The organism is Poseidonibacter sp., from assembly GCF_041821165.1.
In the GTDB taxonomy this organism is placed as follows: domain Bacteria; phylum Campylobacterota; class Campylobacteria; order Campylobacterales; family Arcobacteraceae; genus Poseidonibacter.
This window is the reverse complement of record NZ_JBGUES010000050.1, coordinates 1-13,474: the sequence shown is the minus strand read 5'-3', so window position 1 is coordinate 13,474 and position 13,474 is coordinate 1. Positions and strand designations below refer to the sequence as shown.

Genomic DNA, 13,474 nt, shown 5'->3' with positions numbered 1-13,474 from the left:
GTATATTCTGTTTTAATTAATATTGAACCAATAATAGTTGCAACAATTAATATAATAATTGTTGAACTAAGTAAGGTAATCTTTTTAATACCTTGTTCATCGGTTTTTTCAAGATTTTTTTTCAAGATTAAGTTTGTATCCCATGTTTGATATGTTTTTAATACAGTTAAAAGGAATCTTTTTGCGTATAAAACCAATACTTGTTCTTAATGAATTTAAACTCATATATTCATTATCCCAGACATTTTGTTCTATCTCTTCATAAGAAACAACTCTATCTTTATTTAAAACTAAAAGTTTTAGAAATAATCTTTCTTTATTATTTAAATCAATTACTTTATCATCGACATAAAATAAAGAGCTTGAGTTATCAAAATAAAAGTTATCACTAAGTTGAACTTTGAAATCTTTTTGTATTGCTAAATCTTTAATAGTTTTTGTAAGTACAGGCATTAAGTTTCTGCTTGTTAGCGGTTTTATTATATATTTTTCAAGATTAAGTTCAATTGCATCTAATAAATAATTTTTATCAGAAAAAGCAGTTGATATAATGATTTTAGTATTTTTATCTTTTTCTCGAATTTTTTTAGCTAAAGATATGCCATCTAGTTTTGGCATATTTATATCAGTTAGTATTATATCAGGATGGTATTTTTTATATAAAGCATAACCTTCTTCACCATCTTTTGCTTCGTATAACTCATTAAACATACGAGATAAAAATCTAGAGTTTACAGTTCTTACCCCTTCATCATCTTCTATATAAAGAATAGTATATTTTTTAAATTCTTTCATAATGACCTCTTTAAAGGTAAAGGCTTACGCCTCTTTACCTTTTTTCATTTTAGCTAAATAATCACTAATAATTGGCATTAATAATAATGCTACTGTAATGATTAAAATTGTAAGTGTAATTGGTCTTTCCCAAAGAAAAGAGAAAGAACCATCACTAATTGTTAATGCTCTTCTTAAATTATCTTCCATCATTCCACCAAGAATAAATCCTAAAATCATAGGAGCCATTGGAAAGTCAATAATTCTTAAAAATAGTGCAACAACAGCAAATAATGTCATCATATAAATATCAAAATTGTTAAATGTTACTAAGTATACTCCAATTAGTGAAAAGAAGATAATTAGTGGTAACAATAATTGTTTTGGTATTGTTAATAGTTTTGCAATATAAGGAATCAATGGTAAATTTAAAACAAGTAATACCATATTTCCAATATACATAGAAATAATTACAGACCAAAATAGTGCTGGATTATCAACATACATAGTAGGACCTGGTTGAATACCATAAGATATTAATGCTCCTAAAATAATTGCAGTTGTTCCAGACCCTGGAATCCCTAGTGTTAAAAGAGGAACAAAAGAACCAGAACATGCTGCATTATTTGCACTTTCTGGTGCTGCTAAACCTTTAATACTTCCTTTTCCAAAGTTTAGCTTATCTTTTGCACTTGCTATACTTCTTTCCATTCCATAAGCTAAAAATGAAGCAATAGTTGCCCCAGCACCTGGTAAAACTCCAACAAAGAATCCAAGAACAGAAGAACGTCCAACTGTTGGAGCCATTTCTTTTACTTCTTCTTTTGTAATTTTTAATGAACCAATATCTTTTTTTAGTTCATCCATCTCTTCTTTGGTTTGTTTTTTATTTTCTAATATATTCATCATTGCTTCAGATAAAGCAAATGCTGCCATTGCTAAAAGTAAAAATGAAATACCATCAATTAAATCTAATCTTCCAAAAGTAAATCTTGCAATTCCTGAATCAGAATCTGTACCAACGGTTGCGAGCATTAGACCAAATACAGTCATAATTGCTGCTTTTAAAAATTTACCTTTTCCTGCAAATGCTGCTACTGCTGTTAAACCTAAAACCATTAAAGCAAAGTAATCAGAAGACTGAAAACTCAATGATACAGTTGCTAAAGCAGGGGCTGCAAATAATAAAAATATTGCTGCAATTGTTCCACCACAAAATGAAGAGTAAGCTGCAATTGCTAAGGCTTTACCTGCTTGTCCTTTTTTTGACATAGGAAAACCATCAAAAGATGATGCAACTGTTCCTGCAACACCTGGTGCATTAATTAAAATAGATGAAGTTGAACCTCCAAAAATTGCTCCATAATAAACACCAGCAATTAAAATAAGCCCTGATGATGGATCCATTCCATAAGTAATTGGAATCATTAATGCAATTGCAGAAATTGGCCCAAGTCCTGGAAGCATACCAATAAATGTACCTGCAAAACAACCAATAGCTACCATTAAAATATTATACGATGAAAAGGCAGTTCCTACACCTTGTAAAATTCCATCCATCATGATTGATCTCCTATAATGAATTCATATAACATACCTGGATCTATATACACACCTAAAACATTGTTTAGTAATAAATAAAATCCAATTGATACACCACATGAAATTAATAATATTCTTTTTATGTTTTTCTCTTTTAATAATAAAAACCCAATTAGTAAGAAAATTATTGTTGAAATAATAAAACCTAATGTTCTTATTGTAAAACCGTAAAAAATCATTGCTAATATAAAATACATTGTAGTTTTAAAATCCATTGTTTTTAAATATTGGATTGATAAAAAATCTGTATCTTTTTTTACAAATGATAAAATTAAGATTAAAAGTGAAATGATAATCCCACAAATCCCAATATAAAATGGAAAAGTTGAAGCTGTCATTACTTCAAATTGACCACCTGGCATTTCTTTAATATTAAATACATTAAAAAAATAAAAGCATGAAAAAGCTAAAAAAAATATTGAACCTATTGCATTTTTTGTCATAATAATATCCTTCAATAAGAAGAGGTTTCCCTCAACTTATTCTATAAAAATCCCATTTCTTTCATTAAAGAACCAATTACTTTTTCTTGTTCTTCTAAGAAATTATGAAATGTATTTGTTGGTTTATATAAATTAGTCCAACCATTTCTTTTTCTTACTATTTCCCATTCTTCAGTTGTATACATTTTTTCAATTATTTGAGCATAAGCTAAAGCTTTTTCTTTAGACATATTTGGCTCTCCAAAAAAACCTCTCCAGTTTGCGAAAAATGCATCTGTTCCCATACTTTTAAAACTTGGAATCCCTTCAATTGATTCATCAGAAGTTATACCAATAATTTTTAGTTCACCTTTTAAATGTTTTTCTAAAACCTCACCAAGACCAGTTGATAAAACATCTACTTCTCCTGTTAATAAACCAGCAAGTGCTTTTCCTCCTGCATCATAAGGAATATATCTTACACTTTTTGGATCAGCACCTGCAGCTTTGAAGATTTGTGCAGCAACTAAGTGATCCATTGAACCTCTTGAAGATCCACCCGCAATTTTTACTTTTCTTGGATTTTGATCAAATGCTGCTTTTACATCAGCCCATGTATTGTATTTAGAATCTTTATTAACAACTAATACACCATAATCAGCAACAACAGTTGATACTAGTGTTAAATCTCTAAAAGATTGAGGGAAAACACCTTGTAATGATCTAATAACAATAGGAGTAGAGTTTACTAATAGCGTATCTTTTTGCTTTTTAGCAGTTTCAATGATATAAGCAATAGCTTTACCACCACCTCCACCTGACATATTTTCAAATGAAGTTTCTTTAACTAAATTAGATTTTTTTAAAGCTTCACCAACACCTCTTGCTGTTCCATCCCAGCCACCACCTGCACCACCTGGAATTAAGAAGTGAACTTTATCAACTTCTACTGCTAAAGACGATGTACTTAGTCCTGCAACTAAACAACTTGTTAATGCAAGATTTTTAAAAATTTTTGAAAATGAATATTTCATAGTAATCCTTTTTTATATCTATTCTAATTGTAAAGGAAAAAAATGTAAGAAAAATAAAAAATAGTTTTAATTGAGAAAAAAACCCATTCCAAAAAGGAGGAAGCATGAAATGGGTTTTGCATGTATTTAGTATATATAAAAAGTATTTATTTCTAAGAAGAATTAAATGAATAGGTTACATACAAAAGAATAGTATTAAAATAAAGTGTAAAAAAAGTGTGAAATCATAATAATTTAGTATAAATTTTAGAATTAAAACTCTCATTTCAAATATGGAAGCATTATATTTGAAATGAGAAGTTCTGAATGTTAGTTTTAGTATTGTGTGTTTAGAAACTTTGCTGCCTTAAAAATATGGAGATATTTAAGGCAAGCAAAGGAAGAATTACATTCTAATTTCTTCTCTTTTTTGTAAGAATGCCCATCTTTCATCAATTCTTTTTTGCCACTCATCAATTAGGTATTCATATTGAGGTGTAAATAAGTGTTTGAATCTTGGTTGTGCTCCTAAGTAATCTCTTACTGGAACAATGTTTTTTGGTCTATATGTAATATTTAATTCTCTACCATCAATAATTTCATATAATGGGAATACTAATGAATCAACAGCTAAATCAGATACTTCAATAGTTTGATTTGGTGCAAATTTCCACTCAGTTGTACAAGCAGACATAGCATTAATAAATACTGGACCTTCTGTATCAAAACCTCTTTGGATTTTTTTAACCATATCTTTCCATTTATTTGGAGCTACTTGTGCAACATAAGGTGAACCATGCGCTGCCATAATAGATACGATATCTTTTTTCTGTCTTTTTTCACCATAAGAGTGAGACCCTGCTGGTGCTGTTGTTGTTGAAGAACCAATTGGTGTTGAAGAAGATCTTTGACCACCAGTATTTGCGTATACTTCATTATCAAGACAAACATACATAAAGTCATGTCCTCTTTCAAAACAACCAGAAATCCATTGGAATCCGATATCATAAGTTGAACCATCTCCACCAAAAGTTACAAACTTAGGTTGAGGAGTATCAGCTGAAATTCTACCTTTATTTCTTAAGGCTTTGTTCATAGTCTCAACACCAGCCATTGCTGTTGAAGAGTTTTCAAATCCAATATGAATCCAAGAACAATCCCAAGAAGTATGAGGGTAAATTGCTGTACAAACTTCTAAACATCCAGTAGAAGCAGATACAACTAAGTTATCATTAGTTGCATTTAATACTTCTCTTACGATAATAGAGTGAGCACAACCTGGACATAAAAGATGTGAACCTTCAAATCTTTCTGCCGCTGTTGAAAATGATTTTAAGTTTTTAATTACTTTTTGAGTACTCATACTTATTTTCCTTCCACGTTATAGTAACTTAATGCTGGTCCTCTAACACCAACTAAAGTTTGGATATTACCAGAGATTTTTCCAGCTTTAGCATCTTTATCAAGAGTTCTAAAGATATCTTTTAATCCAGCAATAGTCATATCTCTTCCACCTAAACCATAAATTAAGTTAGTAACTAATGGTCTAGCAGGAGTATTGATTAATGCACCAGAAATTTCATTGTATAATGTACCAACAGTTCCACCAGGAGCAGATCTATCCATACATGCAACTGCTTTAACATTTTGTAATGAAGCAGCTACTTCTTCAAGAGGGAATGGTCTAAATAATCTTGGTGCAACAACACCAACTTTAATACCTTCTTCTTTTCTAATTTGATCAATTGCTAACATAGCAGTTTCGTAAGTAGAACCTAAACAAACGATTGCAACATCTGCATCATCCATTTTATATTGTTCAACTACTTTATATTCTCTACCAGTTAATTCTTTAAATTCAGCAAATGTTTCTTCAATAACTTTCTTAGAAGACATTAATGCAGCATGTTGTTTAGCTTTATGTTCAAAATGCCAATCTTGTTCAGTTTGTACACCGTGAGTTACTGGTTTATCAAAGTTTAATAATGCATTAACTTGTAAATAATCACCTACAAATTTAGAAGCTACTTCATCTTTTAATGGCTTAACATTTTGTGCAGTATGAGAAGTCATAAATCCATCTTGATTAGAGATAACTGGAAGTCTAACATCTTTATGCTCAGAAATTTTGAATGACATTAAAGTCATATCATAAGCTTCTTGAGGATTGAATGCATCAATTGAAATCCAACCTGCATCTCTTGTAAGATATAAATCAGAGTGATCACCATTTACATTTAAAGGTGCTGCTAATGCTCTATTTACAAGACATAAAACAACAGGAATTCTCATTCCAGATGCTTGATATAAAGTTTCAATCATAAGTGCTAAACCTTGAGATGAAGTTGCAGTTGCAACTCTACCACCAGCAGCTCCAGCTCCAATACATCCTGACATTGCAGCATGCTCAGATTCAGTCATAATTACTTCACCATCAACATATCCATTTGCATGGAACATTGCATAGTTTTCTACAGTTGCAGTAGAAGGTGTAATAGGATAAGCAGCAACAACATCAACATCGGCTTGTCTGAAAGCCTGTGAGTTTGCCATATTTCCATCCCAAACTTCAACGTCTTTTAATTCCATTACTTTCTTATTCATTATTCACCTTTCTTTTTTTTCTCAGGCCATTTAGCAAGAGCATCTTCAACTGTTTCATATTCTTCAAACATTAATAAAGATTTTGGATTAGTAGGACATACACTTACACATAATCCACATCCTTTACAGTGTTCATAATCAACACCTTTCATCTCTTTATTTCTTGCAATAATAGATGTATCTGGACAGAAAATCCAACAGTTTTGACAGTCAATACAAGTTTCTGAATTCCATACTGGCTTAATAACTCTCCAGTCTCCTACAGACATACTTTTTGAACTAGTTTCAGAATACATTCTTTCTTCAGGTTGCATATCAGCTATGTTATAGTCAATATCACCTTGGAATGTGTATAAAGCAGCACCAGGTACTAGCTCATCCCATCCCATTTCATTAATTGGTTTACTCATATTTTATCCTTTAATGAACTTCGTCGTAAGCTCGTTGGATTGCAATCATATTTGCATCAATAATATTTTGAGGTAACTTTTTAAGTACACCCTTCATTGCTTCTTTGAAATACTCAAGTTCGAACATTCCACTAACTTTCATAAATGCACCAAGCATTGGAGTATTAGGAATAGCTTTACCAATTGTATCTCTAGCAATTTGAAAACAGTCAAGAACAAATACTCTATCTTCGATTCCTTGTAATTTAGGAACAAGTGAGATTAATTCTTCTTTGCTAAGGTGTGTTGTAATAATATATTTAGTTGTATCAGTACCATTAGCAGTTATATCATCAGTTATAGCAAGACCCGGATCAAGTATAAATACGTAGTCAGGCTCCATATATTTTTCGTGATTAAGTATTACTTCATCATCAATTCTATTGTAGGCAGTCATTGACGCACCTCTTTTAGCTGAACCATAAAAAGCGAATGCTTGTACTTGTTTACCAGTTTCAGCAACAACAGAACCAAGTCCTTTAGCACCAGTTACAGCACCTTGACCTGCACGGCTATGCCATCTAATTTCTAACATAGAGGCTCCTTAAAATTAATTTTGACTTAAAAAATATAATTAGTCTTTTGTATTATATGTATTTTTAACTTATAAGAAGCTTTTATATTCTTTGATATTACTTAATTTAATATTAATTAAATATAATTTAAGTAATATTTAATAATAAAATGTAACTAAATAATAATTTAGAAAAAACTGCAAATATGCTTAAAAAACCGATAATATAGAGAATATATATAAAAAACTATTTTTATAGTTTAAGTTATATAATTATTATATGTTTAAACCCTTAATTTATAAAAGTTTTTTAATATTAATTTATATAATTAAACTATATTTAAGTTTAAAGAGAGATTTTAGATATCTTTAATAAATTCTACTGCTGATAAAGCATCATATTTTAGAATATTTGTATGTTCTTTTAGCTCAGATTCTACACCATATCCACATAAAACTCCTACAGAATTAACTTTTGCACCATTTGCTGCAATTAAATCTAATTTTGTATCACCAATCATCCAAACATCATGTGAATTTTCATCATAATTCATTTGTTCTAGTGTTATTAATATTGGTTCAGGGTGTGGTTTTGGATTTTGAACATTTTCTCTACCTGTAACAACTTCAAAATATTGAGCAATATCAAAATGCTCTAATAAAGGCATTGTATACATTCTAGTTTTTGTTGTTACTACAGAAACTCTTCCTATTTGTGATGCTAATTGAACAGCCTCTAGTGCATTTTCAAGTAAAGTAGTTTTTTCTTTTGAGATAATTCTATATCTTCTTTTATATGAATCAACAAAATCCCAAACTTTATCATCTTGTACACCTAAGTCTTTATACATAATATCTAAAGGATAACCAATAAGTGATTTTATATCTTCACTTGTTCCTTTAAAATCAAAATTCATTTCATCAAAAGAGTGTAAAAAAGTTGAAATGATTGCATCTGTTGATTCTATTAAAGTTCCATCTAAATCAAATAGTATTATTTTTGTTTTTTTCATATTTTATTCCTTTATCCATTCACGTTGGTTATGCATTATTCCAATAAATGATGGTTTTATATTTTTTATATTTTTATTTACTACTGTTATTGAATTTGGGATATACAAAAATAAGTAGGGTATATCATCAGTAATTTTTTTGAAAATATCTTTATAAATATTTCCAAGTTCTTCTCTATTTATAGTAGTTGATGCTTTTTCGATTAAATAATCAACTTCTTTGTTTTCATATCCAACTAAGTTAAATCCACCTAATTTACTATTTGAACTATGCCATAAAGGATAAGCATCTGGCATTAAAGCTAAAGACCAACCTAAAAGTACTGCTTCAAAATTTCTAGGATGAACAATAGTATTTAAAAATGCTTGCCACTCCATTACTCTTATTTTCATATTTACACCAATTTTTGCTAATTGATATTGCATAATTTGTGCTGCATTTATTCGTGTATCATTTCCTGTATTTGTTACAAGTTCAAAAGTAAAAGGATTATCTTTGTTGTATCCTAATTCATTTAAAAGTTTCATTGCTCTTTTTGTATCTTGTTTTATAACTTTTACATCTTTATTAAAAGCAAAAGAACCTGGTAGAAATGGTCCAGTAGATACTTTCCCATGGCCAAAAAATAAAATATCAACTAATTCTTGTCTATTTATTCCTAATGATAAAGCTTCTCTAATTCTTATATCTTTAAATTTTTCATTTTTTAGATTAAATCCTAAATAAGAGTATGAAAAACTAGGTTTTTCGATTATTTGAAAATTTTCCTTAAAATCTTTTGATATTTGTCTATCTATTTGAAGAGGAGTTAGGCCTGATAAATCAAGTTTATTTTGTTTTAAAAATAAAAAGGATGTATTTGTATCTGGTAAAAACTTATATAAGATTTCATCGATTTTTGCTCTACCTTCAAAGTATTTATCATTTGCAAAAAGTTTTATATCTTGTCCAATCTTAAAAGTATCAAGTTTATAAGGACCTGTACCAATTGGATTTTTATTAAATGAACTTGTCATAATATTTTGCTCATCTTTTAAAAGATGATAAGGTAGTATTCCTACCATCCAAATTTCTAAAGCTTTAAAGTATGGTTTTTTATAATTTATTTCAAGTGTATATAAATCAAGTGCTTTTACACTTTGAACTTCTTTATAGTTAGATTTTATTGAGTTAAAAACTTTTGGATCCATGATTGTATTGTAAGTGAAAACTACATCTTTAGAAGTGAATTTTTCTCCATCATGCCATAATACATCTTTTCTAAGTTTTATAATTAGTTTTGTATTTGTTTCAAATTTATATGATAATGCTAAATCAACAATAGGATTGCCATTTTTATCATATTTAAATAAACCATTAAATAGCCAATCTGCAATCTCTGAACTTGCACTATCATTTGCCAAAATTGGGTTTAGTCTACTTGGACTTGAGCTAATAGATAAGTTTAAAGTACTAGCGCTTAGATTTGAAAATATTGTTGATAAAAATATAAATAAAAAGATTGATTTTTTTAATAAGTTTTTCATGTGGTAGTTTATACTATTTTTGTATAAAAGTGCATAAAAAAAGGAGCAACATATGTCGCTCCTTTTTTTGATACAAAGAAAATAAAATCTTTGAAAAGTAAATCTATCTTTTTGAGAACTGAGTACTTTTTCTTGCTTTTTTTCTACCGTATTTTTTTCTTTCAACAGATCTTGCATCTCTTGTTAATAAACCGTATGGTTTTAAGATAGCTCTGAATTGCTCATCATAAGCAACTAAAGCTCTTGAAATACCATGTTTAACAGCGTCAGCTTGTGCAGAATATCCACCACCAAGAGTCTTGATAACGATATTTACAGAAGTTGCTTGTTTAGATACTTCTAAAGGTTGCATTACTCTTTTTTTAATTGCTTCGTGTCCACCTAACCATGCGTCTAAAGACTGACCATTGATTGTAAGTTGACCGTTTCCATTTTCTAACCATACTTTAGCTATAGATGTTTTTCTTCTTCCAGTTGCATAAACTTTAGCCATTAGTTCTATCCTTTAATTTGTGCAGTATGAGGATGCTCTGCATCTGCATATACTTTTAATTTTTTTAACATAGCTTTACCAAGAGTTGTTTTTGGAAGCATACCTCTAGTTGATAGTTTGTATAATTTTTCAGGATTATTAGCAAACATATCAGACATTTTGTGAGTCTTAGTACTACCAAAGTATCCTGAGTGAGTATAATAATTTTTAGTTTCTAATTTAGTTCCAGAGAACTTAGCTTTAGAAGCGTTAATGATTACTACATAATCTCCACAATCAACGTGAGGAGTATAACAAGGCTTATTTTTACCTCTAAGAATAGTTGCTACTTCTGTGATGATTCTTCCGAATACTTTATCAGTAGCGTCAATTACTATCCAATCTCTTTCGATTTCGTTAGCTTTCGCCATTTGAGTAAATTTCATTTATTTTCTCCGCTTTTATTAATGAGGTGGAATAATAGTGTAGTAATACTTTACAATAGCTTAAATTAAGTAAAAATTAATATTTTATTGAAAATTCCGAACCTTCATTAAATTCTGAGCTAATTTCTAGAGAAAAATTATGTAAATGAAGAATTGATTGAACGATAAAAAGGCCTAAACCAAGGGAATTGTTCCAACCATTATTAGAAATCCTATAAAATTTTTTATTAATTTTTTCTAATTCATTTTTTTCTATTCCAATACCTTTATCTTTTATACTTATACAATTTTCTGTAATTTTAACAATAACTTCATCTTCTGAGTACTTTAAAGCATTTTCAATTAGGTTTGAAATTGCCATTGAGATTAGTGTTTCATCAACTTTTAAAGTAATATCATTACCTTCTAATATTATCTCTCTATCTTTATATTTATCTTTTAAATCAGAGATTATCTCATTTATGATTTTATTTACTGATAATGGAATTAGTACAAGTTCTTGTTTTCCCTCTTCAAGTTTAAGAGTTAATCTTAATTTATCAATAATATGAGACATCTTAATTGCATTTGAGTGTATTTTACTTAAAAACTTTTCTTTCATTACCTGTGGCATATCTTTATCATTAAGAATTGTTTCACTATATCCTGAAATAATTGCAATAGGATTTTTAAATTCATGAGATAAAGCAGAAATTATTTCATCTTTTTGTCTATTTGCAATTTTTAGTTTAGCTGTTTGCTTAGCTTTTTGTTTTTGTCTTTTGGATAATTTACCTGCAACTTTATTTAATAACTTTGATATCTTATTGAATTCAACAGTATAATTTGAGTTTAAACTATACATTGGACTTTTGTTTGATAGTTCAGTTAAGAAATTTAAAATAGACTCAGTTTCATTTTTAATTTTTAAACTAATAAAATAGGTTGCAATAAATGCAATAATTAAAAATAAAGCACTAAAAGCAAAAATTTGTGCAGATAGTTTTATAAAGTTATCTGTAATTTTATTAATATAATCAGCCATTCTAATATAGTAGGTCTTTTCATTAATAGTTACTTTTTTAACAATATATAATAGCTTTTTATTTAATGTTGAAGAGAAACGAATTATTTTACCTATGCCAAACTCATTAGCTTGGATAATCTCTTCTCTATTTGCATGATTTTCCATGATGTCTTTATTTTCATCACTCTCTGCAATAATATTACCTTTTTCATCAATTATTGTAATTCTTAGTCTAAGTTTTTCTTTTAGATTTTTAATTATTGTTTCAACATTATTTAAATCTGTTAAAACAATAGATAAGGTATCAATATTTTGAACTAAGTTTTTTTCAATTTGATGAATATAAATATTTTTTGACCAAAAGTAAGTAATAACACTTAGTGTTAATAATACAGCTGCAAAAATAAGAATAAAGGTTCTAATAAAATGTTGATGAATTTTTAACAAAAGATATATCCTTCACCTCTTATTGATTTTATATACTCTTTTTGCGAAGTAGGGTCAATTTTAGCTTTTAATCTTTTAATTGCAACATTTACAGTTTTAATTTTTTTATCAAAAGAGTCTTCCCATACGGTATTTAATAAATGTTCTCTTGTCATTAATATGTCTTTGTTTTTAATAAATTCTAATAATAAGTCTTTTTCTAAGTGAGTAAGTTCAACTTCTATATTATCAATATAGAATTTTTTATTTGAGGATTTATAAGTAATATCTCTAACTTTTAAGATATCAATCTCTTTTGATGTTCTTTTTATTACAGCTTTTACTCTTGCACATAACTCTTTTAAATTAAAAGGTTTTGTTATATAGTCATCAGCATGAGAGTTAAAGCCTTCAATAATATCTTCATCTTTATCTTTAGCTGTTACATAAATAACTGGATTATCATAACCCTTTGCTTTTATTTCATCTATGAATTTTGAACCTTCATAACCTGGAAGGTTTCTATCCATTAAAATTAAATCAATATTTTCTTCATCTAATATTTTTTCAATATTTTTATCAATATTTAAAAAACCAATTGTTTCAAAACCTTCTTTTTGTAAAGTATATTCTAAAAGTTCTAGAATATCCTCTTCATCTTCAACTATTAGTATTAATTTGTTTTCCATGGTGATTTTGTTCTCTTTATCAGTTTATTTATTTGTATTTGTTTGGATTTCATTTGAATTTTTAGAAACTCTTTTTGCACCTGGTGAAAACTTAACTGCTAGAATTCTAAAAATAAAAAATACAAATATCACGAAAAGTAAGAAAGTGATATCAAAATAATCTCTGTGTATGTTAGTTGATAATATTATTACATCACGAATTAGAAAGATAATAAAAATATCAATAACAAACCTAAGTCTTAGTTTTTGTTTTTTTATAAAATCTGAAATCATTTTAACAACTTCTATAACAACTATAAATTCTAACATTAAAATAATTGCCTTATAAAAATCTATTTTAAAGGCAAAAATTAAAATGAAAATTAGACTTGCTGCTAAGACTTCGAAATTATTACAAAAATGTTTATTTAACTTTAATAATGTTCTTTTCATTTAAATTATATCATAAGTACTTATGATTGTTCAATCTCCCCACCTATATGTGCAAATAATAATAAGTTTGCAATTGATGTTGCTC

Annotated in this window: 15 protein-coding genes; all 15 read right to left on the bottom strand. The window is 28.2% G+C overall.

The features are described from left to right. Positions 1–108 precede the first annotated feature (108 nt). The 15 genes from ACERKK_RS05885 to ACERKK_RS05815 all read right to left on the bottom strand — a co-directional run bounded on the left by ACERKK_RS05885 (position 109) and on the right by ACERKK_RS05815 (position 13,389). Positions 109–795, bottom strand: a complete 687-nt coding sequence (locus ACERKK_RS05885; protein WP_373772156.1) for a response regulator transcription factor — start codon at positions 793–795, stop codon at positions 109–111. A gap of 24 nt (positions 796–819) precedes the next feature. Beyond that, positions 820–2,337, bottom strand: coding sequence for a tripartite tricarboxylate transporter permease (locus ACERKK_RS05880; RefSeq protein ID WP_373772155.1), 1,518 nt, complete (start codon positions 2,335–2,337; stop codon positions 820–822). Continuing rightward, the gene (locus ACERKK_RS05875) at positions 2,334–2,819 is read right to left on the bottom strand and encodes a tripartite tricarboxylate transporter TctB family protein (RefSeq protein WP_373772154.1); all 486 of its coding nucleotides are present in this window, start codon (positions 2,817–2,819) and stop codon (positions 2,334–2,336) included. The genes ACERKK_RS05880 and ACERKK_RS05875 overlap by 4 nt, the downstream gene beginning before the upstream one ends. A 41-nt stretch (positions 2,820–2,860) precedes the next feature. Then, complete coding sequence (locus tag ACERKK_RS05870) at positions 2,861–3,832, bottom strand: tripartite tricarboxylate transporter substrate binding protein (protein ID WP_373772153.1); 972 nt, start codon at positions 3,830–3,832, stop codon at positions 2,861–2,863. A 385-nt stretch (positions 3,833–4,217) separates the two neighbouring features. Beyond that, positions 4,218–5,174 (bottom strand): thiamine pyrophosphate-dependent enzyme, encoded by a 957-nt coding sequence (locus ACERKK_RS05865; RefSeq protein WP_373772152.1) that lies wholly within the window; start codon positions 5,172–5,174, stop codon positions 4,218–4,220. A 2-nt stretch (positions 5,175–5,176) separates the two neighbouring features. Beyond that, entirely contained in the window at positions 5,177–6,415 is a 1,239-nt protein-coding gene (locus tag ACERKK_RS05860; protein ID WP_373772151.1) for a 2-oxoacid:ferredoxin oxidoreductase subunit alpha, read from the bottom strand. Further along, on the bottom strand, positions 6,415–6,825 hold the full coding sequence (locus ACERKK_RS05855) for a 4Fe-4S dicluster-binding protein (protein ID WP_373772150.1): 411 nt from the start codon (positions 6,823–6,825) through the stop codon (positions 6,415–6,417). The genes ACERKK_RS05860 and ACERKK_RS05855 overlap by 1 nt, the downstream gene beginning before the upstream one ends. Before the next feature lie 10 nt (positions 6,826–6,835). Next, a complete protein-coding gene (locus ACERKK_RS05850; protein WP_373772149.1) occupies positions 6,836–7,399 on the bottom strand; it encodes a pyruvate flavodoxin oxidoreductase subunit gamma in 564 nt (187 codons plus the stop codon). A 338-nt stretch (positions 7,400–7,737) separates the two neighbouring features. Beyond that, positions 7,738–8,391, bottom strand: coding sequence for an HAD family hydrolase (locus ACERKK_RS05845; RefSeq protein ID WP_373772148.1), 654 nt, complete (start codon positions 8,389–8,391; stop codon positions 7,738–7,740). A gap of 3 nt (positions 8,392–8,394) precedes the next feature. Beyond that, on the bottom strand, positions 8,395–9,918 hold the full coding sequence (locus tag ACERKK_RS05840) for a peptide-binding protein (protein WP_373772147.1): 1,524 nt from the start codon (positions 9,916–9,918) through the stop codon (positions 8,395–8,397). 103 nt (positions 9,919–10,021) lie between these two features. Then, the gene (gene rpsI / locus ACERKK_RS05835; protein ID WP_373772146.1) at positions 10,022–10,411 is read right to left on the bottom strand and encodes a 30S ribosomal protein S9; all 390 of its coding nucleotides are present in this window, start codon (positions 10,409–10,411) and stop codon (positions 10,022–10,024) included. 5 nt (positions 10,412–10,416) lie between these two features. Continuing rightward, the gene (rplM, locus tag ACERKK_RS05830) at positions 10,417–10,836 is read right to left on the bottom strand and encodes a 50S ribosomal protein L13 (RefSeq protein WP_373772145.1); all 420 of its coding nucleotides are present in this window, start codon (positions 10,834–10,836) and stop codon (positions 10,417–10,419) included. Between the two features lie 76 nt (positions 10,837–10,912). Next, entirely contained in the window at positions 10,913–12,289 is a 1,377-nt protein-coding gene (locus ACERKK_RS05825) for an ATP-binding protein (RefSeq protein WP_373772144.1), read from the bottom strand. Next, positions 12,283–12,957, bottom strand: a complete 675-nt coding sequence (locus ACERKK_RS05820; RefSeq protein WP_373772143.1) for a response regulator transcription factor — start codon at positions 12,955–12,957, stop codon at positions 12,283–12,285. Before ACERKK_RS05820 ends, ACERKK_RS05825 begins: the two co-directional genes overlap by 7 nt. A gap of 24 nt (positions 12,958–12,981) precedes the next feature. Then, positions 12,982–13,389, bottom strand: a complete 408-nt coding sequence (locus tag ACERKK_RS05815; RefSeq protein ID WP_373772142.1) for a phosphate-starvation-inducible PsiE family protein — start codon at positions 13,387–13,389, stop codon at positions 12,982–12,984. Positions 13,390–13,474: the final 85 nt, after the last annotated feature.

Bases quoted from the DNA above. Each gene is read 5' to 3' on its own strand.
- ACERKK_RS05840 (WP_373772147.1), bottom strand. From the start codon at position 9,918: ATGAAAAACTTATTAAAAAAATCAATCTTTTTATTTATATTTTTATCA.
- ACERKK_RS05855 (WP_373772150.1), bottom strand. From the start codon at position 6,825: ATGAGTAAACCAATTAATGAAATGGGATGGGATGAGCTAGTACCTGGT.
- ACERKK_RS05870 (WP_373772153.1), bottom strand. From the start codon at position 3,832: ATGAAATATTCATTTTCAAAAATTTTTAAAAATCTTGCATTAACAAGT.
- ACERKK_RS05820 (WP_373772143.1), bottom strand. From the start codon at position 12,957: ATGGAAAACAAATTAATACTAATAGTTGAAGATGAAGAGGATATTCTA.
- rplM (WP_373772145.1), bottom strand. From the start codon at position 10,836: ATGAAATTTACTCAAATGGCGAAAGCTAACGAAATCGAAAGAGATTGG.
- ACERKK_RS05815 (WP_373772142.1), bottom strand. From the start codon at position 13,389: ATGAAAAGAACATTATTAAAGTTAAATAAACATTTTTGTAATAATTTC.
- ACERKK_RS05865 (WP_373772152.1), bottom strand. From the start codon at position 5,174: ATGAGTACTCAAAAAGTAATTAAAAACTTAAAATCATTTTCAACAGCG.
- ACERKK_RS05850 (WP_373772149.1), bottom strand. From the start codon at position 7,399: ATGTTAGAAATTAGATGGCATAGCCGTGCAGGTCAAGGTGCTGTAACT.
- ACERKK_RS05880 (WP_373772155.1), bottom strand. From the start codon at position 2,337: ATGATGGATGGAATTTTACAAGGTGTAGGAACTGCCTTTTCATCGTAT.
- rpsI (WP_373772146.1), bottom strand. From the start codon at position 10,411: ATGGCTAAAGTTTATGCAACTGGAAGAAGAAAAACATCTATAGCTAAA.
- ACERKK_RS05860 (WP_373772151.1), bottom strand. From the start codon at position 6,415: ATGAATAAGAAAGTAATGGAATTAAAAGACGTTGAAGTTTGGGATGGA.
- ACERKK_RS05875 (WP_373772154.1), bottom strand. From the start codon at position 2,819: ATGACAAAAAATGCAATAGGTTCAATATTTTTTTTAGCTTTTTCATGC.
- ACERKK_RS05845 (WP_373772148.1), bottom strand. From the start codon at position 8,391: ATGAAAAAAACAAAAATAATACTATTTGATTTAGATGGAACTTTAATA.
- ACERKK_RS05885 (WP_373772156.1), bottom strand. From the start codon at position 795: ATGAAAGAATTTAAAAAATATACTATTCTTTATATAGAAGATGATGAA.